This window comes from Desulforegulaceae bacterium (assembly GCA_034006035.1).
Taxonomy (GTDB): Bacteria; Desulfobacterota; Desulfobacteria; order Desulfobacterales; family JACKCP01; genus JACKCP01.
On sequence record JAVETN010000010.1, the window covers coordinates 1 to 25,032 of the forward strand.

Sequence of the window (25,032 nt, forward strand, 5' to 3'; positions counted from 1 at the left end):
GAATAAAGGCTTTGCAGGCCTCTGCCTTACCACTTGGCTATGCCGCCGTGGAGCGGGAAACGAGATTCGAACTCGCGACTTCAACCTTGGCAAGGTTGCACTCTACCACTGAGTTATTCCCGCTCATTAAAAGCACGACATTTTGTATGACAGATTCAATTCTTTGTCAATGACTTTTTTTACCAGCTATAATCTTTTATACTCTTTACTATTTTTAATCTTAATGTAATTAATATATGTTTTCTTCAAGTTGAGAATCCTTGGTCATAAAATTTACTTCTTTTAATCTAAGACTATCTAAAGTTTATAGCAAATCCAACCTCAACCATGAAAAAATAAAAACTCAAATTTTAGATAACTTTAAATCAACAGATTTTAACTCTATTTGGTGGAAAATGCTCTCAAACCATACAAAAGGTGCTCTTTCAATTACAATTGCAGGGCTTTGCTTTGCTCTTATGGGAACAATGATAAAAAAACTTTCCTTTTCAATGACAAATGAAACAATAGTTTTTTCAAGAAATTTCTTTGTTCTGATATGCTTTATCCCTTTTCTTTTAAGAAGAAAAAACCGGATAAATCTTAAAACTGATAATTTCAGACTCCATCTTATAAGAGGCCTTTCAGGTCTTTTAGCAATGTATCTTTATTTTTTCACCCTTTCAAAACTTCCCCTTGCCGAAGCAGTTATGCTTTCATATACAAGCCCCCTTTTTATACCTTTTATTGCTTTTTTGTGGATCAAAGAACCACTTGAAAAGAAATTTATTGTTTCTGCTCTTGCCGGGCTTATTGGTATTATATTGATCCTAAAACCAGGAACCAGTATTTTTAATTTCAATGGAATCTTTGGAATAATTGCAGCTTTTTCAGCCTCCTTTGCAATGGTGGCAATAAGAAGAATGTCTAAAACTGAATCAGCTTTTAAAATTGTATTTTTCTATACTCTTATTGCTTCTGTAATTTCTTTTTTCCCTGCAATTTTTGCATTCACCCTTCCTTCAATAAATCAATTGATTCTGATTTCCTTTATGGGAATAGCAGGACTTGGAGGACAATTTTTTGTAACAGCTGGATACTCAATGGCCCCTTCAGCAAAAGTAGGCCCATTTACTTATACAACTGTTTTTTTTGCAGCTCTTATAGGAGTTTTCTTTTTAAATGAAACCTTTGATATTTACTCAATGATTGGAGGAACAATAATTGTTATGGCTGGAATCTTATCTCTTTCTGGAAAAAAAGAATAATGATTGATTAAAGACTGGATTTCTTCATTTTATTGAATTTAAAAACAACTACTTAAACGCTGATTTTTTTATTAAGCTTATCTAAAATTTTTTCATGGATTCCATCAAATCCTTTATTGGACATTACAAGAATAATATCTCCAGGCTCTGCCTTTTTTATTAGAAAATCAACAATTTCATCTGTTTTATCAAAAAGACTTGATTCAATATTTTTTTTATTTAATCCTTCTTTGAGTTTTTCCAAAGAAAGCCTTAACTCAGGTGAAAGCCTGGTTATTTTATCGGGTTTTTTTATACAGACAAAATCACTTCCTGAAAATGAGTTTTCATATTCCTCCTGAAAAACATTTCTCATACTTGTATTTGTGCCGGGTTCAAAAACAGAAATAAGCCTTTTGGGTTTCATACTTTTTTTTATTCCATCTATGGTAAGACGAACTTCCCTTGGATGATGGGCAAAATCATCAATAACTATTATCTTAGAAACTTCTCCCCTTATTTCCTGTCTTCTTTTCATTCCTTTATATGATTTAAGAGCTTGTTTTATCTGCTCAAAGTTCAATCCAAGACTTAAACACACAGAAACAGCAGCAAGACAATTATAAATATTGTGATCCCCTGTCATGGGAAGAAAAATTTCATCTTTTAAATCTTTGGAGCAATAATTAAACTTTAATCCCTTTTCCAGATATTTTTCATTTGAAAAAGAAATATTACTTTTTTCATTTTTTCCATAAAGCATTATATTTTTATTTTTAAACTGAGCTAGAACATCATCAAGTTCTTTGGAAGAATCAAAGGCAAAAATTAAAGATTTATCCTTTGTTTTTTCTATAAGTTCCTTAAAAGAATCTTTTATTTCCTCTACATTGGCAAAAATATCTGCATGATCAAAATCAATTCCTGTAATTACAAGCCTTGAAGAATTAAAATGAAAAAACTTTGATTTCTTATCAAAAAAGGCAGTATCATACTCATCACCTTCAATTACAAAAAGTTCTCCTGGAGCATCCATATATCCCCGATTAAAATTGCTATGAATCCCCCCAATAAAAAAAGAGGGGTTTAATCCGCAATAATGAAGAATCCAGGAAATCATCCCTGTTGTTGTAGTTTTACCATGGGTTCCTGTGACCATTATTACTTTTTTATCTTTAGCAAAAAAATGATTTATAGCCTGGGGCATTGAAAGATAATTGAGATTTTTTTCCATTACTTCTAAAACTTCAATATTGTCTTTACTAACAGCATTCCCAATAATAACCAGATCAAGTTCTTCATGGATATTATCCCTGGAAAACTCCTTTAAAACAATGTTTCTGGATTCAAGAAAAGTGCTCATGGGTGGATAAATACCCTGATCTGATCCTGTAAGATTATAGCCTTTATCAGAAAGCATTGCACAAAGAGCTCCCATTGCTGTTCCACAGGCCGAGATAAGATGGATGTTTTTAATTTGTTCTGGAGGAAAATTTTTCTTAACTGCCAATTAAACTTCCCAAAAAAAAAGGTTAATGTCCGGCTATAAGCCGGACTTTTATAAAATTTTTAAAAACAGCTTTTTTTAATTTTTAGTTAATGTTTTAAAAACACTTAAAGCTGCGTTTACAGTTGCATTTATATCTGCTTCAGTATGGACTGAAGAAACAAACCCTGCTTCAAATTGTGAAGGTGCAAGGTAAATCCCCCTGGAAAGCATTTTTGAGTAATATTGGGCAAACAAATCCAAATCTGACGTTTTTGCATCTTCATAGTTATAAACTTCAATATCAGTAAAAAAGAATCCAAACATTCCACCTAAATGGCTGGCATAAATTTTTATCCCTGTTTCCTTTGCAGCATTTTTTATACCCAGGACAAGTTGTTCTGTCTTTTGGGAAAGCTTATCATAAAAAGAAGGCTCTTTAAGCTGTTTTAAGGTTGCTATTCCTGCTGCCATGGCAACTGGGTTTCCTGAAAGAGTTCCTGCCTGATAAACATTCCCGCTGGGAGCAAGGCATTCCATAATTTCTTTTTTTCCTCCAAATGCTCCAACAGGCATTCCCCCGCCAATAATTTTTCCAAAACATGACAAATCAGGCTTGATATTAAAATAACCCTGGGCTGAATTTTTACTCACCCTAAACCCTGTCATTACTTCATCAAAAATAAGAACACTTCCATATTCCTTGGTTTTATCCCTCAAAGCTTCAAGAAAACCCGGCTTTGGAAGAATACAACCCATATTTCCTGCAACAGGTTCAACAATTACACAAGCTGTTTTATCCCCGTAAAGGTCCATTATTTCATTGAACTTTTCAATATCATTAAAAGGAATTGAAATTGTATTTTTTGTAACATCTAAAGGAATACCCGGGCTTCCAGGAATATTTAAGGTGGCAACCCCAGAACCTGCACCCACAAGAAGAACATCGGAATGTCCGTGATAGCATCCATCAAATTTGATTATAATATCTCTGCCTGTAAATCCCCTTGCAAGCCTTACTGCACTCATGGCAGCTTCGGTTCCCGAACTTACCATTCTTACCATCTCAACAGAAGGAACAAACTCTTTAACAAGTTCAGCCAGCTCTATTTCCAGATCACAGGGAGCTCCAAAAGTTGTTCCTCTTCTTAAAACATCAACTATTGAAGCAGTAACTGTTGAATCAGCATGGCCTAAAATAAGAGGTCCCCAGGATCCTACATAATCAATATATGCATTTCCGTCGGCATCAAAAATTCTTGGGCCTGAACCCCTTTGAATAAATAAGGGGTTTTTATTTACTGATTTACAGGCCCTGACAGGACTGTTAACTCCTCCAGGAATAAGATTAACTGCTCTTTGAAACAGCTTTTCAGAATTTGTATCAACCATTTATCTGCCTTTCATTTTTATTTACATCTTTTCTATACCCTGATATTCATATCTGATAAAAACACTTTATGCTCTAGTAAAAAACAATACTTTACCGACCTTATCAGAAAAATTATTTATCAGCAAAAAAGAAATTATGAACAAAACTAATCAATCAAAAATAGACAAAATTCTTGAGTATATTCTTTTAAGAAGACCTGACGAATTTCTTCTTGTGCCGGATACTAACGGATATTACAGCTTTAAGGAAGTTTTAAAAGCCATTAGCGAAAAAAAAGATTTAAGCTGGATAACCAAAGGAAAAATCATTTCCTGTATCAACCTTGGCCAATCTCCATTAATTGAACTAGGTGAGCCAGGTCTTATCAAAGCTGTAAAATCAGACAAAATTCCTTTTCCCCAAAAAACTGAAAGTCTTCCCGGAGAAATTTACACCTGTATAAGAAAAAAAGCCTGGCCCCATGTTTATGAAAAAGGCCTTAATTATAAAAACAAAAAAATCATCTGTTTTTCATCAAAGGAAAAGGCTCTTATAAAAGGCAGAAGAATTGATCCTGAACCAGTTCTTTTACACGTGAGCACAAAAATTGCCCTATCAAAAGGGATTGGTTTTGAAAAATTTATGGAAGATATTTTTCTTGCTGAAAAACTTGAACCTGAAATGTTTAAAGGCCCGTCTACTGAAAAAACAATTCAAAAACTCAAAAAGAAAAAAACAGTTAAAAAAGAATCTTTCAATCCACCGGGAAGTTTTTCTGTAAATCCTGAAAATGTTTTTCCAGAGTTAAAACCTATGACCAAAGATTCATGGAAAAGAAACAAGAAAAAACTTAGAAGACAAAAAAAGAACTTATGGCCAGATGAAATTCAATAAAAATTTTATTTATCCATAAATTTCAAAAATTAAGACTCAATAACTTTTGAAATTTCAGTTTGAGTATCTTTTTTACATTTTTTTAAATCACCAAAAGCAATTTTAATTGAATCAAGATCAAGAGAATTAATTAACTCCTCTATAATCCCAGCTTTTTCTGCAAGTTTTTGAGCCCCGATATTTGCCGCTGATCCCTTAATTGAATGGGATAATTGATCAATTCTTAAAAAATCTGAATTATTTATTTCTTTTTCCAATTCATTTACAAGTTTTTGCAAATTATCAGTGAAAATATTTATTAGCTCTTTTCCTGCTTTTTCATCGCCCATGAGTTTTGACAAAAGACTTTCAAAGTCAAACAACATTTTTTTATCTTTATTTTCCTCTGAATTTAAATCATTTATTTTATCAGAATCAATATTTTGTTTGCCAGCAAAACTTTCAAGCATATTTGAAAGTTTCAATGGAGATTCAGGCTCTTGTAAATAAAATTCTTTGGAGTTATCCCTGGAAAAATTTAAAATACAATTATAAAGTTGGCCTTGTTTTACAGGCTTAGGAAGAAAAGCAATGGATTTTTTATCTAAATTAAAAAAATATTTCCTGTCTTTGGGAAAAGACATAAAAATTATTTTAAAATCATCAAACCGCCCATCTGCTCTTAGGGCAGAAAGAAGTTTTTCGCCATTCATCCAAGGCATTCTAAAATCTAGAATTCCAAGTTGAAAAGGATTTCCTGATTTTAAAGAATCTAAAAATTTTTCCATCCCCATTTTCTCGTTTTCTGCTGATTCACAATCAAACCCCCAGCTTTTAAGAAGGATTTCAAGATGTTTTCTATTAAGCTCATTATCTTCAACAAGAAGAATTCTTGGATTTGATGAAACTGACTCAGAAACTATTTCAGATAAAAAACTATTTTTACCCTGCCCAAAACCAAAAACTGCTGTAAACCAATAGTTTGTTCCTACAAATTCACTGGTTTCCAACCCAAATTCTCCTCCCATAATTTCAGCAATTTTTTCACAAATTGAAAAATTATGATCTAATTGATCTTGGTTTTTTTGATTATCTATTTTTGAGCCAGAACCTTTAATTCTAAATTTAAGCCTAACTTTATTCTTGGTCTGAGAAACTTTTTCAACCCTTAAACTAACTTCTCCTTTTTTAGCAAGCTTGATTGAATTTTCTAAAAGAATCAAAAGAATTTGACGAAGTTTTTCCGGTTTTCCTTGGAGAAAAACAGGCAGGTCAGATTCAGATAAATACACAAGTTCAATGTTTTTACTCTCTGATTTAAAACCAAGGAGAGCCAAGGTTTCTTCAACTACAGAATAAAGATTGAAATCAACAATTTCAGGCTGAAGTTTTTCAGATTCAATCCTTTGAAAATCCATTAAATCATCTATTATTGCAAGAATTGAGTCTGCCCTGGATTTTATTGTTTTTCCGTATTCCTTTTGCTGATCTGAAATTTTTGTATCAAGAAGAAGTCCTGTGGTTCCAATAATTTCATTAAGAGGAACTCTAATTTCCCGACTTATATTTAAAAAATATTCAGTCTTCAGTCTGGTTAACTGAAGAAGACTTTCATTTTCAATTTTATCTTCAACCCGGGTTTCATCTTCTCTTTTATAAAGAATTTCGCCCATTAAATAAAATCCCCTTGAAAGCTTTGATCTCAGTGTATAAAAAAGCGATTTTTTCATTAGAATCCAAACCTTGTTAGATTAAACTCTTTTATGCTCATTGTCATTTTATCTTTATTTTCTGTAAATCCACTAAACATATCAATACAGACATCAACGCAAAACCAATGCCACAACAACTTGAAAACAAAGGAATTAAACCAACTGGCATTTATCTTGCATATTTTATTGTAGTTAAAAGTTCTATTGAGGAGATTAAATGAGTTCAACCTTAAATTCCATTTCAGCCAAAACAGCTACTCCCCCGGCCAAAATCACCGGCAAAAGGGAAACGGACAGCTATACTCTGGCAGCGGCGGACAGTCTCCTTAAAACAACAGGACAATGGAAAAAATGGGAAAAAATCCGTCAAACCAATGACGCTCTTGCCAAAAATCTGGCTTCACTTTTAATGGAAAGGCACTATTTTTTAAACCAGGCCAAATCAGGTAAAAAAATTAATTGGGAAAAATTCAATCTTCTTACAGCAAAACTTAGCAATAAAGGAATTCATCTTTGGGATAAAAACGCACTTTTAAATTCAGGCTGGGAAAAAAGAAATAATTTAAACATAAATTCCTATCCAGATCCTGATAAAACAAATCCTGTTAATAATCAGATATTAAAATCAAAAAAACCTGAAAATACAAAAGGGCAGATCCCAAAGAATCTGCCCTTTTTTTTATATAGATTTTTAATTTTATTAGAATTTAAATTCTAAACTTAACTCCGATTTCTGGTTAGATTTTCATAATTTCTTTAATCTTTTTAATAATTTCTTCTTCTTTTTCATCAATCACAGAATCTGAAAGTGCTATTTTTTCTGCTATTTCAAGAGCTTCTTGTCTGTCTTTTTTAAAATGAATAAGCTTTGGCAAAGTTTCAAGAGCTGCTTCCTTGTCAAGATGGATAAGCCTTGATTGTTCAATTGTAATTTGTCTTATTTGAACTGGCTTTAATTCGTTAAGTTTGGGGTTTTCTCTTACAATTGACTGGGCTGTAATATACTCGGCTTTGTCAATCACTTCATCTGCACTGGAGATAGCAAGAATTATCCTTATAACTCCTTCTGCAAATCCGCCTTCATCCATTTTTTCCAAAAGTTTTGAATCAAGGCCATTTATTTCTTTATTTACAATTTTTTCAGCATCTTTCCAGATATTTTCTTCAAAATAATCTTTGTAAAAAAACTGAATAAGGGGGTTTCCATAGATTTTTTTAAAAAAGCGTTCTTGACTCAAATCACGTAAATCACGATAAAGATCAAGGCTGTCAACTATGATATTTGAAATGTTTTTTTCAGCTTTTCTATAGGAATTGTCCTTGGGAACTTCTTTTCTTTGTTTTTTCACATATTTTGCCAGGGTTTTCACAGGAATAATAAAAGGGTTCAAATCTGAAAAAATATATCTTTGTGTTCTTAAAGGATGGGTCTGCTTAAGAACTTCAGAAAGGGTTTCATTAGAAAGCATGGAAACAAAAGGACTGAAAAAAGCATTGTAAAACTTATCAAGGGTTGAAGATACAGTGGCAACAGGAAGAAAACTTGCCTCATCGTCAAATCCGTCATCAAGCTTGAGAATATCTTCCATTTCTCTTGGCTTGAATCCTACTTTAAAATGATCTTCCCAGTTTTCTGAACTTGTGTCATTTTCTTCAACAACCATCTCATAAAGCCCGGGTGAAAGAAAAGAAACCATATCTACTGTTCCAAGAATTTCCTTATGCTCTTTTTTAGCAACCCTGGTTGATACAAAAATACCAAGATGACCAATATCTTGATGAACAAGATAAACAATAACCTGATTATTCTTTTTTATTTCATCAGCATTTTTATAAACCTTTGGAATCCAGTTAAGTGCCTGCTGGGGAGGGGTGATATTGTCTCCTCCTGAAGCAAATACAATTATTGGGTCTGTTATATCTTTTATATCAACTTCAAAATCTTTATCTCCAAGTCTTAACTTCCCTCTTTCAAGTCGATTTCCTACAAAAAGGCTGTCAACAATAAAATGAATTTCTTCTTTGTTCATCATGAAAAAACCGCCCCACCATTTTTCAAAATCAAGAAACCGCTTTTCTTCGGTATCCACGTTTTCATAGACATGGTAATATTTAGACCAAAGAGTATTTGAAGGGTTGAGATTTTCCATATTCATTATAAGGTTTGCACCGTCAAAAAGGCCGCTGTTAATATCGCTCAAAAAAGAATTTATCCAAACTCCCCCGAGAAGACCGCCTTTATATCTCATAGGATTAGTTCCTTCAACTCCACCCCAATATGAAAGAGGTGCTCCATTTAATACAAGAGGCCCGCAAATTTCCGGTCTTGCTGCGGCAACAAAAGTTGCAGCCCATCCTGCCTGACAATTTCCTATAATTGCCGGTTTTTCAGCATCTGGATGAAGCTTTCTCACCTCTTCAACAAAAACTATTTCAGCCTGCTGAACATCAGCTATTGTCTGGCTTGGCATGGGTTTGGTAAAAAACAGAACAAAATAAACAGGATGCCCATAATCAAGGGCAAGTCCTACTTGAGAATCTTCTTTTGAGCCTCCGATTCCAGGACCATGACCAGCTCTTGGATCTATTATAATTATTGGTCGTTTAGGACGGCTGTCCTTGGGTTTTGGCTCTCTTTTGTCATTGGATAAAGATTTTTCTTCTTTTCTTCTGTCCTTGATTTTAACCAAAGAATAATTAACAGGAGTATCAAGAGTTCTTCCGTCAACTACCAACTCATACTCATAAATTAAAACAGGGGGCTGACCTTTTTCAAGATGTTCAAGATAAACATTTCCCCTTTTTCTCATTATATCTAGATAAAGAATGCTTCTTTGGACTGAATCTATTAAATATTCGTTTAAATCAGAAAAACCTGCCATTGTATCTGTGGTTTTTTTAAGCATATTAAACTCCTTAGTTTATTTAGTTGGGAATAAAAGTAGAATTTTATTTCCATATTTTTAATTTCTACAATTTATTTCTGAAAAATTAAGTCAAATCTTAAGCCAAACTTTAGTTTATCTTATTTTAAAATCAAATTCAAAAAGTTAATCATCAATAGATATTATAACCACTTTTTGTTGCATTGCAACAAATCAGATCAATGATTTGACAATTTTCATAAGCCCTTTAACGGTTTTATTATCCTTTGGGCCTGAAACAAAGAGCTTTCTTTGTAAAGTAAACTTTCTTACTTCAGGATTAAAAGGAATGGCTCCTGAAAAAACAATATTGTCACCAAAAAACTTTTTATAAAAAACTTCCACGGTAGTTATGGTTTCATAAGAAGTGTCAGTTTGTGAGGCTGAAAGGTAAATGTAAAAATCATCAAGGCTCTTTTTTAAAGCTTGATAATAAGGGCTTTTGGTTTTTTGCAAAGCATCAAGAATTTCAACAGGACGAAAGCTTGAGCCCTGAGGAAAAAGGCCTGAAAGTTTTTTTGAAGGAATGGTTTCCATTATTTTGCAAATAAAAGCCCTGTGTACAAATCTAAATGAATTTTCAAGGGAAAGGGGATCTGTTGTAAAAAGAACAAAAGGAAAATCTCCTAAAAGAAAAAAATCCATAAGATTTTTATTTGTTCCCGCACCTAAATCCAAAATTATATAATCATAATTTAGTTTTTTAATTTCCTTGCTCAAAAGATTTCTCATGGTATAGGAAAAATTTCCAAGATCTGCTGTGCAGTTTTTTGAATTTAAAAGAAAAAGACGATCAAATCTTGTCTGGATTATACAATCTTTAAGGGAGGATTTTTGGTTTAAAAAATCTTCAAGTCCTGTTTTGGGGTTGGTTATCCCAAAAAAAGTATGGAGATTAGCTCCTCCTGTATCAAGATCTATTAGAAGAGTTTTTTTCCCAATCATTGAAAGAAGGCCGCCTATATTGGCAGAAAAAAAAGATTTTCCAATTCCGCCCTTGCCTCCTCCTGTACTAATTATTTTCAATATTTTTAACCCTTGATCTTCTTTGTGTCTTAGATGACAAACCTAAAATCAACTAAAGTCTAAATTCAGTAAATTACACAGGCACTTAAAATATAATGGGCTGCAAAGTCAGCATTTAAAGCAAGTACCATTGAGATATCCTTCTCCAAAAAGATGCCCTTCTCCAAAAGCCTTTAAATTTTACTAAATCCAAAATATTATTCTTCTATAGAAACTTCAATAAACAAATCACCAAAATCTGATTTTACAGGAATTGACATAAAAGGTCTTTCCTCAAGATTGGGAAGAAAATGTTCCTCCCCTTCTTTTATACCATGGGATAAAACCTTTAGCTTTATCCCCTGTTCAGCAAATTTGTTGTTAGCCTGACCGCAGACCATATTGACTATTTCACCCACAGCATCTTTTACATCATCATTGATTTCATTTACTTCCTCACCAAACATTTTTGATACAATTGATAAAATTGCATCCTTTGAAAAAGTTAAGGAAACAAAACCTTTTTTATCCCCTGAAATTTCCATAAGACCGCTTAAAGGCCCGCTTGAAGAAGGAGCTTTTTTTAAATAGGGTCTTGAAATTTCTGCCTTGATCTGGGCAGTTGTTTCAAGAATATAAAGAAGAGTCTGAATAAAGGGATTTATATGTTCTGCTTTCATTTAATTTTGACCTATGATTTTAACTGGGAAAAGAAGCAATTATTTTGATGAAAAAAAATATTTATGTTAACTTTCATTTGGTCAACATTACTTCAATGAAGTAGCCATTTCAAGAAATCTTTTAAATTTACCCTCAATCTTTTATCCAGGAGATATATTAAATGACCAAGGTTTCAGATACACATCCTCTATTAACAGAATTAACACCAGGAAGCCTTACAAAAGGAAAAATGGTTTCTGCAAAAGAAGCAATAGACCTTATTTCCGATAATGACACCGTTGTAGTTAGCGGCTTTGTGGGAACAGGCATTCCTGAAAAAATCCTTGTTGAACTAGAAAATAAATACTTGAATGAAAAAAGTCCAAAAAATCTTACTCTTATTTACACAGCAGGAATAGGAGACAGAAAAGATGCAGGCATGAATAGATTTGGCCATGAAGGCCTTTTAAAAAGAGCCATAGGAGGTCACTGGGGTCTTGTTCCCAAACTTTCAAAGCTTGCCCTTGAAAACAAAATTGAAGCCTACAATCTTCCCCAGGGAGTAATTTCTCATATGTACAGGGACGGGGCTGCTAAAAAACCAAGAACAATTACATCTGTAGGACTTAGAACCTTTGTTGATCCAAGACTTCAAGGGGGTAAAATAAACTCTGTTACAACAGAAGAGATTGTTGAACTGATTGAGTTTGACGGCAAAGAGTATCTTGCCTACAAAACTTTTCCAATAAACATTGCTATAATACGAGGAACAACTGCTGACACCCAGGGTAATATAACAATGGAAAAAGAAGCCTTAACCCTTGAATCTCTTTCAATGGCAATGTGTGCAAAAAACTCAGGGGGTCTTGTAATTGCTCAAGTTGAAAGAATTGCAGAAAAAAACTCTTTAAATCCCCAAAAAGTCAAAATACCCGGAATTCTTGTGGACTGTATTGTTCAGGCCGAACCCCAATATCATAAACAAACATTAAATACCCAGTATAACCCAGGACTTAGCGGAGAATTAAGAATCCCTCTTTCATCCATTGAAGAAATGAAAATGGACGAAAGAAAAATTATTGCAAGAAGAGCTGCTTTTGAACTTGAAGCAAACTCTGTTGTAAACCTTGGAATTGGAATGCCTGAAGGAATTGCAAACATAGCCAATGAAGAAAAAATCATTGATTATATAACTCTGACAGCAGAACCAGGGGTGATAGGAGGAATTCCTGCAGGAGGACTTGATTTTGGAACTGCTGTAAATACAGAAGCCATAATTGATCAACCCTATCAATTTGATTTTTATGATGGAGGAGGACTTGACCTTGCTTTTCTTGGAATGGCAGAAACTGATCAATCAGGGAATGTCAATGTAAGTAAATATTCTGGAAGCATTGTTGGATGTGGGGGTTTTATAAATATTACTCAAAATGCAAAAAAAGTAATTTATCTGGGTACTTTTACAGCTGGAGGGCTTAAAGTTAAGACCAAAGACAAGCAACTGGAAATTGAAAACGAAGGTAAATTCAAAAAGTTCAAAAACCAGGTTGAACAAATTACTTTTTCAGGAACTATTGCAGCTGAAATGAAAAAGCCTGTTTTATATATCACTGAAAGAGCTGTTTTTTCCCTATCAAAAAAGGGACTTGTACTTGAAGAAATTGCACCTGGAATCAGCCCTGAAAAAGATATTTTTCCTTTTATGGAGTTTATGCCCATAATTTCTGAAAACTTAAAAAAAATGGATGAAAGAATTTTTGTTGATGAGCCAATGGAACTTAAAAACGATCTTATGTCTGTTCCAATTAAATCAAGGCTTGTTCTTGACAGAGAAAATCTAAAATTCTTTGTAAACTTTGAAGGACTTTCCATTAATTCAAGAGATAAAATAGAAAAAATCAGAAAATCTGTTTCCGATATTCTTTCACCTCTTGATACCAAAGTTTCCACCATAGTAAACTATGACAACTTTTTTATCACTCCTGATCTTGTTGATGAATACACCCATATGGTAAAACTTCTTGTAGATGAGTTTTATTCGGGAGTTACCAGATATACCACAAGTGCATTTTTAAGAATGAAATTAGGGGATGCGTTTAAGGAAAGAAGAGTTGCCCCCCATATTTATGAGAATAGAAAAGAAGCTGAAAATGTTTTAACTGAAATAGTTGACTAAAACTTTACAAACTCAGGCAGCTGAAAAAAAACTTTTTATTTCAGCTGCTTATTTTACTTACCTAAAAATCTGAATTAAAATAAAACTCATTTTCATCAAAAACCTCATAACTTACCATTGAAATAAATTCAAAATCAGAAATTTCAAAGTCAGAATCAGCAGAAATTGATCTGCCTGCAGATTTGAATGTATTGATAAAATGAAAATCAACAAGTTTGGTGTAAAAAGAAGAAAACACCTCGGGAGTGCAATCAAGGCTTATATGAAATGAATTATCAATTTTTTTTTCTTTAGCAAAATGCTGGATCAAAATATAAAAACATGCTGCTGAAAGATATTTGCACAAGGGCCTTTTATTAAGCTCTGGATAAAACCTGCTTACATGGATTTTCTTACCAAATTTATCCAAGCAAAGAACAAGTTCTCTTGAAATAACTTCTCCTGTTTTTCTGTCTTTTATAAAATAAGTATTAAAAGAATCATTGGGAAAACATGAAAGATTAAATTTTTCAAAAAGACAGCCCACTTTTTCCTCAATAAAAAAATGCTTATTTTTCATGCCGTTTCCTTAAGCCCGGCATGAATTATAAAATGTCGGGAAAACTTGAAAAGTTCTAAAACAAATTAAATATTAAATTCAGTCTTAAGTGAACTAAAAAAGCAATGACTTGGCCTTCAGGTTGATTTTTTAATTGAAAAACAAAACTTCCCTGAATTAAGCTGGAACAAAAAAGTCAATTTTAATTCCCCGCCAAAAACTTTTAGCTTCTTAATATATTATTAATTGGAAATTCAAGCTAAAAATCAACTTTAAATTCAAGCTTGAATTTATAAAGATCTTTTACCCTGAATCTGCTTTCTAATTCCTCAAAAGCCCTGGCTTTATAAATATTATTTTCAACATTGGCAGCCCTTATTCCCCCGTAAATATTACCTGAATAAAAACCAAGGGTTAAAGCAGAAAGAAGAACTCCTGCCAGATTCATATCATTATCAAAAGCCTCATATGCTGAAGCTGCAAAAAGAGAATTTATAAAAAACGAAAAAAAGGCATCTTTGTATCTATTACAATACAAATATCCTCCCCCTGGAACTATGGAATAAACACCTGATAAAAAAGGAGATTTTTTTTCTTTGGTTAAAATATCAATGTTTTTTTCCAGTTCATTGAAATTTAACAGGGATTTTGTTTTTAAATCTGTTTTTCCTATTTCTTTTCTTGCTTCTTCAATCTTCATAAATCTTAAATAAAACCATACTTTATCATTTAAAACTTTTTTTTTAAGCTCATTATTGTCTGAAATTCTTTCAAGATTTGAAAGGCTTGAAATATAAAGGCCAGGTTCATTTATCTGAAGGTAGATTTCTGATAAAAAAACAAAAGATGGGAGACTGTATTTTTTTTCACAATTTTCTGAAATTTCTGAAAACAACTTAAAAGCTTCTTCATATCTTTTAGTATAATATCTGCAAAGTGCTGTTTTAAAACAAACTTCACATGAATTGTTTTCAAGAAGATAAGCATCATAAAAAAACTCTGCCTTATGATAGTTTTTATTTTCAAAAAACTTATCAGCTTTGGACAAAATTTTTTGATCAAATTCCTGGGTAAAACCAGTTGAACTAAAAAGAAAAAATAAAAGAAAAAACAAAAACCTAGGCATTGGTGACCCTTAAAACCTCTTCAATGGTGGTTGAACCTTTGAGTATTTTTTCAACTCCATCAAGCCTTAAAGTGGTCATTCCCTTTTTAACAGCTTCCCTTTGAATAAGGTTTGAGTCCTGGGTTTTAAGCACAAGGGTCTGGATTTCATTATCCATTATCATAATTTCATAAATACTCATTCTTCCCTTATAGCCTGTATTTACACATTGTTCGCACCCAACTGAAGTGCAAATCTTTTTACCCTTAAGTCTGTCACCGCAAGCTCCCAGGGTTTCAGCCTCAATATCTTCAGGAATATATTCTTTTTTACAATTATTGCATAAAACCCTTACAAGTCTTTGGGCAATCACTGCTTTTACAGATGATGAAATAAGATATTTTTCTATTCCTATGTCAGAAAGTCTTGTTATGGCACTTCCAGAATCGTTTGTATGAAGAGTTGAAAAAACCAGATGACCTGTAAGTGCTGATTGTACTGCAATTTCAGCAGTTTCTTCGTCTCTTATTTCTCCCACAAGAATAACATCGGGATCTTGTCTTACTATTGATCTAAGACCTCTTGCAAAGGTAAGCCCAATTTTTCTATTAACCTGAATTTGGCCTATTCCATTGAGCTGATATTCAACTGGATCTTCTATTGTTATTATATTTATATCGGGTCTGTTTATTTCTGAAAGAACAGCATAAAGAGTGGTGGTTTTTCCGCTTCCTGTGGGGCCTGTGACAAGAATGATGCCATTAGGAATTCTTATAAGACTGTTTATTGTGTCAAATATATTTTTTGACATTCCAAGTTCGCTAAGTTTTAAAAGTCCCCCGGTTTTGTTTAAAAGTCTCATAACCACTCTTTCACCAAAACCTGTAGGAATAGTTGAAACTCTTATATCAATTTGCTGGTTTCCTATTTTAACTTCAATCCGCCCGTCCTGGGGGAGTCTTTTTTCGGCAATATTAAGCTTTGCCATTACTTTTATTCTGGAAATAAGGGCTGTCTGCATCCACCTTGGAGGAGAAATCATTTCATATAAAACCCCGTCAACCCTAAATCTTATATGAAATTTATCCTGATAGGGCTCAATGTGAATATCTGAGGCATTTACTTTAACTGCCCTTGAAATAACGTGATTTACAAGTCTTATAATGGGGGCTGAAGCTGTATCATCAAGAAGATCTGTAGTTTCTTCTATTTCATTTAAAATATCTTCAGCACTTTCTTCAACATCCTGGACTATATCATCAGCCGAGTCTGAGTCAGCTTGATCATAGGCAGAATTTATAAAAGAAATAATTTCATTTTTTTTGCAAAGAGCAACACTATAATCTTTAATTCCAAGATAAGAAGCTAGATCATCTGCTTCATTAACAAAAACAATATCATTGAAAAGAAAAACAGATTTTTTATTTTCTTCCTTAAATATTAAAGGAGCAATAAAAAACCTTTTCAAATAATTAATAGAAGCCTTGGCAGTAAACCCAAAATCATAGTCATCTTCAGGAACTTTATTGTAAAATTTGAGTTTACAAATTGATGCAAAAAGATTTAGAAGAATTTCTTCAGAAACCTGACCTGACTTTGTTAAAACATCTGTAATACCTGAAAGACCGGGGTTTTCGGGAAAAATTTCGTTGATTTTTTCAAATTCAATTCCGCTGTTCAAAGCAAGCTGATTTATAAATTTATCTTTTTCAGACAGAAGATCAATATCAGTCATATAGAGGAATATCCTTAGTTTTCTTTTTTAAATTCTTTTCCATTGTTTCATCAATGTGTTTTCTTTTTTCCCTGTAAAGTTTTCCAGCAGTTTCTGAACTGCTTACTATATGGGGGGTTATGAAAACATACATATTTGTCTTGTCTTTTGAACTTCCTCTTGTCTTAAATAAATATCCAAGAATTGGAATATCTCCAAGACAGGGAACTTTATTTTCAGATTCTGCAAAAGACTCATCTATAAGCCCTCCAAGAACAACAGTATTGCTTTTTTCAACAACCACTGTGGTTTCTATATTTCTTTTAAGAGTTGTTGGAAGCTCCCCAAATTCACCGGCAACTGAATCGATTCTGGATACTTCCTGGAAGATTTTAAGCTTAACAAGTCCATCCTGATTAATTTGAGGGGTTATTTCAAGTAAGACTCCTACATCTTTATATTCATAGTTACTATATGCATTATCAGTACCTGTGGTGGCTTTTATAAGATAGGGAATGTTTTTACCCACTGAAATTTTAGCTGTTTGATTATCAAGGGTCATTATCTGGGGAGTTGAAAGAATATTCATATTTTTATCATTTTTATAGGCTGAGATCACAGCTCCAAGGTTTGGAAATGAAACCCCACCTATTTCAATAGCTTCTGTGATTACACCCATTGAAAATCCGCTGGGCAGATTTCCAGTTTTTGCAAGCCCCCCTAAGGTTGAATATGGAAGGGCTGTACTTCCTGAAAAACCTCCTCCATAAACTCCTTTTGAGCTTTTTATATCTTTTTCATATCCAAGAGCCCATTCAGAACCAAGTCCAAAGTCATTACTCATATTCATTTCAACTATAAGACACTCCAGATAAACCATGGGACGATTTATATCAAGTTTTTCTATAAGTCTTTCAATTACTTCATAATCGTTTCTGCTTGCTTTAATTATAAGGGTATTTGTGTCTTTATCAGCTGTAATTGCCACATCTCCTGAAACAACAGGAGCAGATTTTTTGGAAGACTCACTTGACGAACCAGTTCTTGAAGTCCCCGAAGCAATACTTTGCAATACCTCGGCAAGAGACTCAGAATCAGAATGCTCAAGATAGTAAACATAAAATTTTTCATCCCCTTTGGGTTTTTCCAAGTCAAGATGAGCCACAAGTTGTTTTATTCTTTCAAGATCTACTTTTCCTGCCACTGCAATTATGGAGTTTGTTCTTTCATCTGGAATAAAATTAACTTTATTTATGGTTATTTTTTCGTCGGACTTTTGGGTGGCAGGAAAAATTAATTTCAAGGTTTTTGAAAGCTCAGAAGCATCTGCATATTCAAGGGGGATAATTGAAATTTCACGTCCTGTGTCCCTTATATCAACTGCTTCAATAATTTTAATCAGCCTGGAAACATTGGATTGATAATCAGTGATTAAAATCATTGAACTTTCCTCATAGGACATTACAGCACTTCTTTTTGAAACAAGAGGCGCAATAAGTCTTTGAATACTTCTTGGATCCGCATAATCAAGGGGGATTACTTGGGTGACCATTGTATCACCTTCAAAGCTAGTATCCCGTCCTTTTATTGTTTCCATATTTTTTGTTCTTGCCTCAAAAGTAGAAACAATTTTAACAACATCACCTGCTGGAACTGCTGCAAAACCATTTACATCAAGAACAGATTCAAACACCCTATAGGCCTCTTCAGGAGAAATTTTACCAGGTGAAACAACAGTTACATTTCCTTTTACCCTATTATCTATTATAAAGTTTTTATTTGTAACTTCGCTTATAAATTTTATAAAAACGTTGATATCAACATTGTCAAAATCTATGGAGACCTTGTTTTGTGCAAAAGACTTTGCCCCAAAACAAAAAATCATTGGAACAGCAATAAAAACAAAAATAAATTTTCTTAAACCTTTTAAGCTCATTGAATCTGCCTTTTAAATTAAATTTATACCCAAATTGAACAATTCAGATTTAAACCCGAAAATCATTCAATCCAGCAACAAGAGTTTTTATTCAATATTATATTCTATTGTTTTTCCCTGACCTTTTCTTTTTATCTGCAATGAAATTGAATCTGAACTTTTAAGTCCATTGTAAAGACCTATGGCATCACTAACTGTTTTAATTTCATTGCCGTTTGCTCCAACTATTATATCACCATTTTCAAGGCCCATTTTTTTGAAAAGAGAAAAATCTTTGATACTGTCAATGGCAATTCCACTGGGATTTCCGTTTTCAAAATGAGGTCTTGCCCTTGCCTGCCTCATCAGGGAATTCAAGTTATCCAAAGACTTGTTAACAAATTCCCTTGAAATTTGATATTTATCTTCTCCGCTTGAACTTATGGAGCTGTCTATACTGGCAAAATATTCACTTTTTTGTCCTTCTTCAGGATCTATTACTAAAATCTCATCTTTCCCATTTCTTGTTAAAACAACCTTTTGACGGAAAATTCTTTTAATTTCAGCATCTTGAATTTTATCAAGTTCAGTATAAAGCTCTTGCTTATTATTGGATAAAATCACTGCGTAATTATTTTGAAAACCTACAACAGTACCCATAAGTTTTAATTTAAGGGAAGTTTTATCAAGCCCTGCAATATCTATTTCAGGCTTAGAAATTACTTTGGAAACAAGGGTTCCAAAAAGATTTTTGTCATAAATTGAGGAATAAGCCTCAAGAGGCTCAATTGATGATTGAGTTTCATTGTTTTTATTTTTCCCGACTTGTTCTGTAACTTTTACTTCAGATCCAGTTTTTGGTAAAAGATCGGAAAAAACAAAGTGATAAAAAAGATCTACACCTGAAAAACAAATCAAGGCAGTCATAATTAAATTTAGAGAAATAAAAATTGTTTTTATTGATTTCATTTAAACCTTACCATTGGATTTAATAAATTTCCCTTGATTGTAAATTCAATATTTTTTTTGTTTTTCACAATTGGAAGTATCAATGCCATTGAAGGATTATCTTTATTTTTTAAAATATATTCAGGATCAGGAACAAATTTTCCATCAATATCTGCCCTTGACCTTTGGATTTTGTCAATCCTGCTCAGCCTTCCTGTAAAACTGGAAAAACCAACCTTGGACCTTAAAATTGAATCCTCAAGCAAAAGATCCTTATCTTCAATTTTTCCTTTAATTTCAGCACGGTTAATTTCAAAAACTGAAACAGGAACAAGAAGAAGTTTTGAAACAAGATCAAAGTTTTGAAGATTTATAATAGAGCTTAAGTTCCCTTTTTTATCTGAATAATCAAGCTTAACTCTTCCATTGGCCTGTCCCAAGATGGCAAAATCGTTTCCCAAAAGAGGCTGGGTTTCTTTTAAACTAATATTTTCAAAAACAGAATCAAAACTAAAATCTTCTTTTATTTTAAAAAGACTTAACTTAATTTCAGAGTCTATTCTTCCTCCAAAAACCTGAGCATTTATTTTTAATTTCAACTTTCCAATCAAAAGATTAAGAATTGAGGGAGAAATTTTAACTTGATCAATTTTTAAGTTTTTTATCTGCCCAGATGATAATTCAAGATTTTTAATTTCCAGTTTAAAAGGAAATTCAGGTTTTACAATTTCTGCTCTAAAATCGACTTTATAATGTTTTTTTAGTTTTTCCGATAAAAACAAGGCTCCTTTTTCCCCAGGAAACAAAAGGTGGGCAAAAACAATCAAAAGAAAACAAATATAAAAGAAAATCAAAAAAACATAAAAAAACTTTTTAAGCATTGCTTTTCACTATTTCCGCCTGAAGGGTTGATATTATGGCTCCTCCTTTATCACTTCTAGAAATCCTCAAACCCTTAATCACAACAGCATCTGAAGAGGATTCAACCAAATGAATAAACCCAATAAGACTTTTCATATCAATTCCAGAAACCTTGATTTCAACTTTTTCTATGGTAAGTCCCCCGGTTTTTTCAGTTGAAGGTTTCATATAATCAACATTATTTTTAATTCCTGCTTTTCCTGCAATTGAATCCATAAATGAAAAAAGGGCTAAATCAGAACCCTGGCTGACCTGTCCAAATGATGAGGTTTTAACCAAACTTTTATATTCTTTTCCAAGAAGTTTTATTTGATTAGTCTGATAAACACAGGAATTTATCTTGTTTTTCAAATCTTTTTTATAATTAATCACAGGTAAAATAAAAAAATTTATAACCACAAAAATTAAAAGGAAAGATAAGCCTCCAATTAAAATTCTTTTTTCTCTTTCTTCAAGACCAGAATAAAATTCTTTAAATTTATTCATTAACTTTAATCTCCAGCCTAAACCTTACTTTTCCTAAGTTATCAGTATTTGCCATGGCTATTTCAACATTTTTTATTAATTTATTACTGGAAATATTGTTTTTTAAAGAGTCAATAAGATCATAGCCTGATGCAGTTCCTGAAATGCTTATTGAAAAAGGAAGAACGGTCAAGTTTTCAAGCTCAACCAAATCAGGAGGAATCTGATCCATTATTGCCCTTAGTAAAACAATTTTTTTAATTTCAGAAACATGGCCGCTTTCTTTTTGACTTTCCCTTGCCTTTATAATTTCTATTTTTGCCTGATCAACTACTGAAGGAGTAATGGTTTTTATACCGGGAAAGTTTTGATTCACAGCAGTTTCAAGGTTAATAAAAGCAGCTGAGTACTCTTTTTCTAGTTCATTAAATTTAAAATATAAACTGGAACCAAAAAAACATAAACCAAGAATCAAAAAAGCCCCTGAAATAAAAATTTCTTTTTTATATTCTCCAAAAAACTTGTTAAATCCAGGCTTTGTTTTTCTGAAAATCAAAGGATTTTCTTTTAAAATTTCATACCCGCAAAGAAGAGCTAAAAGTCCAACTTCATTATCAGCAGAAAAATCCAGGTGATTTTTAAGATCTTTTTTATTAAAAAAAACAATTTTATCAGAAAACTTTAAGCTTAATTCTGATTTTGTTTTTTCATCTGTTTCAAAATCATTTAAAAAAATTATTTTAAGTGGGTCAAAATTTTCCTTTACAGATAAGGAAGTAAAATTAGAAAGAAGGCTTAAATCAGAAGCAATTTTAATTGAACTAGAAAAATTGGAAATCTTTTTTGCACTTAAAATCTCTTTTTCAGAAACTGCAAACAATACTCCAGAATTATCATTTTGGGGCACAATTAAAATACTGTCTGAATTTACCATTCCAAGACTTAAAAACGCATTGGCACAAAAATATGGAAAGGGAACAAAACCTGAAACTTCAATATTTTTTTCACTTAAAAAAGCTTTTTTATCTTCCATGTATGAATTGGAAAGTCCTAGGCAAAACGCTTTTGATGAATTCTTTTTAGATTTGTTTTTTAAAATAGAAAACTCAAATTCTAAAAAATCATTTTTTAAAGGAAAATAAGGTTCAAGTTCAAAATCAATTATTTTTTCAATGCTTTTTTTGTTATTAAACGGAAAATCATGGTTTTTAAAAAAAAGATTCTCAGAATCAAAACAAAAAAACAAAGGCAGTTTGCTATTGTTTTCTTTAGTGTAAATATCAGAGAGCTTTTTATATAAAACTCTTTTTCCTGATTGTTTTACTGAAAAAACAATTGGATTTCCGTCTTTATCTGGTTGGGGTGCCGAAAAAATTTTAGTCATTTTTTAAGTTTATTCAATTATCCATTTTTCAGTTTTAACATCCCATTTGCCATTTTTATCAGTATACCTTCTTAATACAGCTTTAACTTTTACTGACAAGTCATTGTCTCTTGCAACAGCTTCAACTTCAAACAAATCAGAAGAGGTGGTGATAAATTCTTCGGCAAGGGGAAGATCTTCACACCCTGGACACTTCTTATACCAGCCCTCATCAAGACTGTTGACAAATTTACCATCTGATTTTTCCTCCCTAAAAGAAAATATTTCATCTGCCATGTGTAAAAGGGAATTATCAGTGATAAGAGCTGTGATAACCATTTTAGGAGCAGTGTTTATATTGATTTTTCCTTTGTATTGATATGAGCTTCCGCTTCTTTCAACTTCTCCTTCTACAGTAAGATACTTTTCTGCAATACCAGAATTGTAAACTTTGTTCCACAATTTTTCATTCATTCCCTTTACCAGGGATAATTCCTCAATACTTTTCAAGGGTCCGTTTCTTGGAGGAATCCTGTTTTCAGATAGATAATACCCTGATTCAGCACCTGAAAGTCCTGTTATTGAATCGTCATCATCATGATCAAGCCAGTCAAGCAAAGGATTAATTATATCATAAGGATTATTTAACAGTTCAGGATCCTCCAGTCTTATTGCCTCAAGGAATCTTTCCCACAATTTTATCTGAGCCTGATTTTTTTGATTGGGAAATTCTAAAAGAGCATTGATCTGAATTTTTGATAAAAGATCTATAATATTAATTTCAAGTTCATTGGGTGAAAAACCTAAAATTCTAAGATAAAAACTCACCTGCTCTTTATCAGCCCAAAACTCCTGGATTGTATCGGTTTCAGAACTTGTTTTATCTTTTATAAGCATAAGTTTTGCTATATCTATTCCTGCTTTTGCCCTGTCATGAAGAACAGTTCTTTTTTTAAGTATAATGGCTTCAAACAAAAGATCCCTTACTTTCAAATTAAGGGAAAGAGCCCAACCTGCAAGGAGAGTAACCATTATCAAAGTAACTATAAGGGCTATTCCCTTTTGATTGGAAAAAAATCTATTCTTCTTTTTTTCTAAAAACAGGAAGCTTGATTTTTGTTTCAAATTTTTCCTTTTCATCATCTATAAAAAGTACAATTTCAAGTTTTAAAAAATAAGGAGTTGAATATTTGAATTCAGAAGAATCTGAATCCCAGAATTCAAATTCGTTTTTATCCTCATCGTAAAATACAAGATTAAATTTTTCTACATTTTCACAAATGGGAAAAGAAAGGCTTTCTTTTTCTAAATCTGTTTCAGGGTAAGGATAATAAAAATCACCTCTATATAAAACATTCTCTTTTAAATAATAAAAAATTTCAGATGGAGATTTTAAATAATTGTTTCCAAACCCAAGATGTGAATATGAAGTAAATCTTAATTTAGTTGAAGAATTTTGTCTGAATTCATTTTCTGCCCAAAAAAAATATTTTGATCTAAACCCATGATCTTCACTTTTTTTATACAAGGGAGGAAGTTCGCAATAAAAATTATTTAAATCTTCAACAATTCTTGTAAGAGCTGTTTCTGCCTGGGATAAAATTGAGGTTTTTCTTTCAATTTTTTCCCTTGCCTGAAAAAGTGCTGAGTAGGAAAAAAAAAGGGTGGAAAACACAACACCTAGTATAAGAACTGCAAGTACAACTTCTATTAAGGTAAACCCTTTTTCATTAATTTTAATCATCGGCTTTTTCATAAAAAAAAGTTTGAAATTCTTTGGAGTTTTTGGAAATTGTAACAATAATTTTATTAATTTTTATATTTTCAATCTCCTCAGGAAGAAGATCAGTATATCCAGAAAGAAACAACTCTTCTTTTTTAATATTCCAGGTAAAGTCTTTTAGTTCATCTTCAAACCTTCCATTTTCTCCCATATTTATTTTTGAATCAGTTTTAAATTCAGTAACAATTTTCTGGGCAAGAAAAGGAGCTTTCATATCAAAATCAGAGCTTGTAATCATTAAGATTGATTGGGCATAAAGTCTAAAAACAGCGGTGAGAATAAGTGCAAGAACAGCTAAGGCAACCATTACTTCAAGAAAAGTAAACCCGTTTATACTCTTTTTTAAAATCATTTAAAACCATTCTCAAAAAAATGAAGTTTATTATGTATTTGAGGTGAATTCAAAAAAGGGTGAACAACAATGGAAAAAACTTTATTATCTTTTTTATTTCTCAGTATAAGAATAAAAGGATCATTATATCCTTTGGAATAAAAGTTAATATAAGCTTTTTTTGTTGTTGAGTAACTTGATTTATGGGTTTGAACTCCTGCTATGTCAAAATTTGTGCCAAGGTTTTTTTTGTCAGGTTCTAAATCTTTTCCAGTTTCAATCCAGAAATTGTCTGAGCCGGGATCTATAACCAAAGTAAGATCTCTTGACTTTTTTAATGCTGAAATTTTCAATTCCCGAATAAATCCGTCAAAAGCCCTAATACCCTTTTTTGATCTATCCTCGGATAAAAAACTATCAAGTCTTGGGACTGCAAATCCAAACATCAGAGAAATTATCACCATAACAAGGATGATTTCCATTAATGTGAATCCATTTTCCCGACTTTCCATCAA

General features: G+C 32.3%; 22 protein-coding genes and 1 tRNA gene. 4 read left to right on the top strand and 19 right to left on the bottom strand.

Translation table 11 applies throughout. From position 1 onward, the window contains the following. Positions 1 to 48 precede the first annotated feature (48 nt). Positions 49 to 123: transfer RNA gene (locus RBR53_08400), tRNA-Gly, on the bottom strand. 272 nt (positions 124 to 395) lie between these two features. Here RBR53_08400 and RBR53_08405 point away from each other — a divergent pair. After that, complete coding sequence (locus tag RBR53_08405; GenBank protein ID MDY0132675.1) at positions 396 to 1,247, top strand: DMT family transporter; 852 nt, start codon at positions 396 to 398, stop codon at positions 1,245 to 1,247. 52 nt (positions 1,248 to 1,299) lie between these two features. On the opposite strand, the gene RBR53_08410 is transcribed toward RBR53_08405, so the two are convergent. Together RBR53_08410 and hemL are read right to left on the bottom strand one after the other, a co-directional pair. Next, complete coding sequence (locus RBR53_08410; GenBank protein ID MDY0132676.1) at positions 1,300 to 2,736, bottom strand: Mur ligase family protein; 1,437 nt, start codon at positions 2,734 to 2,736, stop codon at positions 1,300 to 1,302. A 75-nt stretch (positions 2,737 to 2,811) separates the two neighbouring features. Continuing rightward, positions 2,812 to 4,104 (bottom strand): glutamate-1-semialdehyde 2,1-aminomutase, encoded by a 1,293-nt coding sequence (gene hemL / locus RBR53_08415; protein ID MDY0132677.1) that lies wholly within the window; start codon positions 4,102 to 4,104, stop codon positions 2,812 to 2,814. A gap of 136 nt (positions 4,105 to 4,240) precedes the next feature. On the opposite strand from hemL, the gene RBR53_08420 reads away from it, so the two are divergent. Then, positions 4,241 to 4,978: an RNA 2'-phosphotransferase gene (locus RBR53_08420; protein MDY0132678.1), complete on the top strand. Its 738-nt coding sequence runs from the start codon at positions 4,241 to 4,243 to the stop codon at positions 4,976 to 4,978. Positions 4,979 to 5,007: 29 nt separating this feature from the next. Here RBR53_08420 and RBR53_08425 read toward each other — a convergent pair whose 3' ends face one another. Further along, positions 5,008 to 6,687 (bottom strand): response regulator, encoded by a 1,680-nt coding sequence (locus RBR53_08425; GenBank protein ID MDY0132679.1) that lies wholly within the window; start codon positions 6,685 to 6,687, stop codon positions 5,008 to 5,010. 199 nt (positions 6,688 to 6,886) lie between these two features. Between RBR53_08425 and RBR53_08430 the strand changes: the two genes are divergently transcribed. Then, positions 6,887 to 7,387 carry a hypothetical protein gene (locus RBR53_08430; protein MDY0132680.1) on the top strand — a complete coding sequence of 167 codons (501 nt, stop codon included), beginning with the start codon at positions 6,887 to 6,889 and terminating at the stop codon, positions 7,385 to 7,387. Positions 7,388 to 7,406: 19 nt separating this feature from the next. Here RBR53_08430 and RBR53_08435 read toward each other — a convergent pair whose 3' ends face one another. From RBR53_08435 to RBR53_08445, 3 genes are all read right to left on the bottom strand, one after another. Continuing rightward, positions 7,407 to 9,575, bottom strand: a complete 2,169-nt coding sequence (locus RBR53_08435; GenBank protein ID MDY0132681.1) for a DUF3141 domain-containing protein — start codon at positions 9,573 to 9,575, stop codon at positions 7,407 to 7,409. Between the two features lie 192 nt (positions 9,576 to 9,767). Continuing rightward, on the bottom strand, positions 9,768 to 10,619 hold the full coding sequence (locus RBR53_08440; GenBank protein ID MDY0132682.1) for an AAA family ATPase: 852 nt from the start codon (positions 10,617 to 10,619) through the stop codon (positions 9,768 to 9,770). A 197-nt stretch (positions 10,620 to 10,816) separates the two neighbouring features. Next, on the bottom strand, positions 10,817 to 11,278 hold the full coding sequence (locus tag RBR53_08445) for a chemotaxis protein CheX (GenBank protein ID MDY0132683.1): 462 nt from the start codon (positions 11,276 to 11,278) through the stop codon (positions 10,817 to 10,819). 161 nt (positions 11,279 to 11,439) lie between these two features. Here RBR53_08445 and RBR53_08450 point away from each other — a divergent pair, with 161 nt between their 5' ends. After that, positions 11,440 to 13,434, top strand: a complete 1,995-nt coding sequence (locus RBR53_08450) for an acyl CoA:acetate/3-ketoacid CoA transferase (protein ID MDY0132684.1) — start codon at positions 11,440 to 11,442, stop codon at positions 13,432 to 13,434. 61 nt (positions 13,435 to 13,495) lie between these two features. Here the strand turns inward: RBR53_08450 and RBR53_08455 are convergent, their stop codons facing one another. The 12 genes from RBR53_08455 to RBR53_08510 all read right to left on the bottom strand — a co-directional run bounded on the left by RBR53_08455 (position 13,496) and on the right by RBR53_08510 (position 25,029). Next, the gene (locus tag RBR53_08455) at positions 13,496 to 13,993 is read right to left on the bottom strand and encodes a hypothetical protein (GenBank protein MDY0132685.1); all 498 of its coding nucleotides are present in this window, start codon (positions 13,991 to 13,993) and stop codon (positions 13,496 to 13,498) included. Positions 13,994 to 14,231: 238 nt separating this feature from the next. Beyond that, positions 14,232 to 15,098 (bottom strand): hypothetical protein, encoded by an 867-nt coding sequence (locus tag RBR53_08460; protein ID MDY0132686.1) that lies wholly within the window; start codon positions 15,096 to 15,098, stop codon positions 14,232 to 14,234. After that, positions 15,091 to 16,812, bottom strand: a complete 1,722-nt coding sequence (gspE, locus tag RBR53_08465) for a type II secretion system ATPase GspE (protein ID MDY0132687.1) — start codon at positions 16,810 to 16,812, stop codon at positions 15,091 to 15,093. Before gspE ends, RBR53_08460 begins: the two co-directional genes overlap by 8 nt. Then, complete coding sequence (gene gspD, locus RBR53_08470; GenBank protein MDY0132688.1) at positions 16,805 to 18,727, bottom strand: type II secretion system secretin GspD; 1,923 nt, start codon at positions 18,725 to 18,727, stop codon at positions 16,805 to 16,807. Before gspD ends, gspE begins: the two co-directional genes overlap by 8 nt. Positions 18,728 to 18,814: 87 nt before the next feature. Beyond that, positions 18,815 to 19,675 (bottom strand): type II secretion system protein GspC, encoded by an 861-nt coding sequence (gspC, locus tag RBR53_08475; protein ID MDY0132689.1) that lies wholly within the window; start codon positions 19,673 to 19,675, stop codon positions 18,815 to 18,817. After that, complete coding sequence (gene gspN / locus RBR53_08480) at positions 19,672 to 20,535, bottom strand: type II secretion system protein GspN (protein ID MDY0132690.1); 864 nt, start codon at positions 20,533 to 20,535, stop codon at positions 19,672 to 19,674. Before gspN ends, gspC begins: the two co-directional genes overlap by 4 nt. After that, complete coding sequence (gene gspM / locus RBR53_08485; protein MDY0132691.1) at positions 20,528 to 21,061, bottom strand: type II secretion system protein GspM; 534 nt, start codon at positions 21,059 to 21,061, stop codon at positions 20,528 to 20,530. Before gspM ends, gspN begins: the two co-directional genes overlap by 8 nt. Further along, on the bottom strand, positions 21,054 to 22,424 hold the full coding sequence (locus RBR53_08490) for a hypothetical protein (GenBank protein ID MDY0132692.1): 1,371 nt from the start codon (positions 22,422 to 22,424) through the stop codon (positions 21,054 to 21,056). The genes gspM and RBR53_08490 overlap by 8 nt, the downstream gene beginning before the upstream one ends. A 9-nt stretch (positions 22,425 to 22,433) precedes the next feature. Next, positions 22,434 to 23,528: a type II secretion system protein GspK gene (locus RBR53_08495; protein MDY0132693.1), complete on the bottom strand. Its 1,095-nt coding sequence runs from the start codon at positions 23,526 to 23,528 to the stop codon at positions 22,434 to 22,436. Then, positions 23,482 to 24,147, bottom strand: a complete 666-nt coding sequence (locus RBR53_08500; GenBank protein MDY0132694.1) for a prepilin-type N-terminal cleavage/methylation domain-containing protein — start codon at positions 24,145 to 24,147, stop codon at positions 23,482 to 23,484. Before RBR53_08500 ends, RBR53_08495 begins: the two co-directional genes overlap by 47 nt. Then, entirely contained in the window at positions 24,140 to 24,538 is a 399-nt protein-coding gene (locus RBR53_08505) for a prepilin-type N-terminal cleavage/methylation domain-containing protein (protein ID MDY0132695.1), read from the bottom strand. The genes RBR53_08500 and RBR53_08505 overlap by 8 nt, the downstream gene beginning before the upstream one ends. Next, positions 24,535 to 25,029 carry a prepilin-type N-terminal cleavage/methylation domain-containing protein gene (locus RBR53_08510; GenBank protein MDY0132696.1) on the bottom strand — a complete coding sequence of 165 codons (495 nt, stop codon included), beginning with the start codon at positions 25,027 to 25,029 and terminating at the stop codon, positions 24,535 to 24,537. The genes RBR53_08505 and RBR53_08510 overlap by 4 nt, the downstream gene beginning before the upstream one ends. Between the last annotated feature and the right edge of the window lie 3 nt (positions 25,030 to 25,032).

What these genes read in the sequence shown, in the direction of transcription:
- RBR53_08405 (MDY0132675.1), top strand. Translation starts at nt 396, where the DNA reads ATGCTCTCAAACCATACAAAAGGTGCTCTTTCAATTACAATTGCAGGG.
- hemL (MDY0132677.1), bottom strand. Translation starts at nt 4,104, where the DNA reads ATGGTTGATACAAATTCTGAAAAGCTGTTTCAAAGAGCAGTTAATCTT.
- RBR53_08420 (MDY0132678.1), top strand. Translation starts at nt 4,241, where the DNA reads ATGAACAAAACTAATCAATCAAAAATAGACAAAATTCTTGAGTATATT.
- RBR53_08425 (MDY0132679.1), bottom strand. Translation starts at nt 6,687, where the DNA reads ATGAAAAAATCGCTTTTTTATACACTGAGATCAAAGCTTTCAAGGGGA.
- RBR53_08430 (MDY0132680.1), top strand. Translation starts at nt 6,887, where the DNA reads ATGAGTTCAACCTTAAATTCCATTTCAGCCAAAACAGCTACTCCCCCG.
- RBR53_08435 (MDY0132681.1), bottom strand. Translation starts at nt 9,575, where the DNA reads ATGCTTAAAAAAACCACAGATACAATGGCAGGTTTTTCTGATTTAAAC.
- RBR53_08445 (MDY0132683.1), bottom strand. Translation starts at nt 11,278, where the DNA reads ATGAAAGCAGAACATATAAATCCCTTTATTCAGACTCTTCTTTATATT.
- RBR53_08450 (MDY0132684.1), top strand. Translation starts at nt 11,440, where the DNA reads ATGACCAAGGTTTCAGATACACATCCTCTATTAACAGAATTAACACCA.
- RBR53_08455 (MDY0132685.1), bottom strand. Translation starts at nt 13,993, where the DNA reads ATGAAAAATAAGCATTTTTTTATTGAGGAAAAAGTGGGCTGTCTTTTT.
- RBR53_08460 (MDY0132686.1), bottom strand. Translation starts at nt 15,098, where the DNA reads ATGCCTAGGTTTTTGTTTTTTCTTTTATTTTTTCTTTTTAGTTCAACT.
- gspE (MDY0132687.1), bottom strand. Translation starts at nt 16,812, where the DNA reads ATGACTGATATTGATCTTCTGTCTGAAAAAGATAAATTTATAAATCAG.
- gspD (MDY0132688.1), bottom strand. Translation starts at nt 18,727, where the DNA reads ATGAGCTTAAAAGGTTTAAGAAAATTTATTTTTGTTTTTATTGCTGTT.
- gspC (MDY0132689.1), bottom strand. Translation starts at nt 19,675, where the DNA reads ATGAAATCAATAAAAACAATTTTTATTTCTCTAAATTTAATTATGACT.
- gspN (MDY0132690.1), bottom strand. Translation starts at nt 20,535, where the DNA reads ATGCTTAAAAAGTTTTTTTATGTTTTTTTGATTTTCTTTTATATTTGT.
- gspM (MDY0132691.1), bottom strand. Translation starts at nt 21,061, where the DNA reads ATGAATAAATTTAAAGAATTTTATTCTGGTCTTGAAGAAAGAGAAAAA.
- RBR53_08490 (MDY0132692.1), bottom strand. Translation starts at nt 22,424, where the DNA reads ATGACTAAAATTTTTTCGGCACCCCAACCAGATAAAGACGGAAATCCA.
- RBR53_08500 (MDY0132694.1), bottom strand. Translation starts at nt 24,147, where the DNA reads ATGATTAAAATTAATGAAAAAGGGTTTACCTTAATAGAAGTTGTACTT.
- RBR53_08505 (MDY0132695.1), bottom strand. Translation starts at nt 24,538, where the DNA reads ATGATTTTAAAAAAGAGTATAAACGGGTTTACTTTTCTTGAAGTAATG.
- RBR53_08510 (MDY0132696.1), bottom strand. Translation starts at nt 25,029, where the DNA reads ATGGAAAGTCGGGAAAATGGATTCACATTAATGGAAATCATCCTTGTT.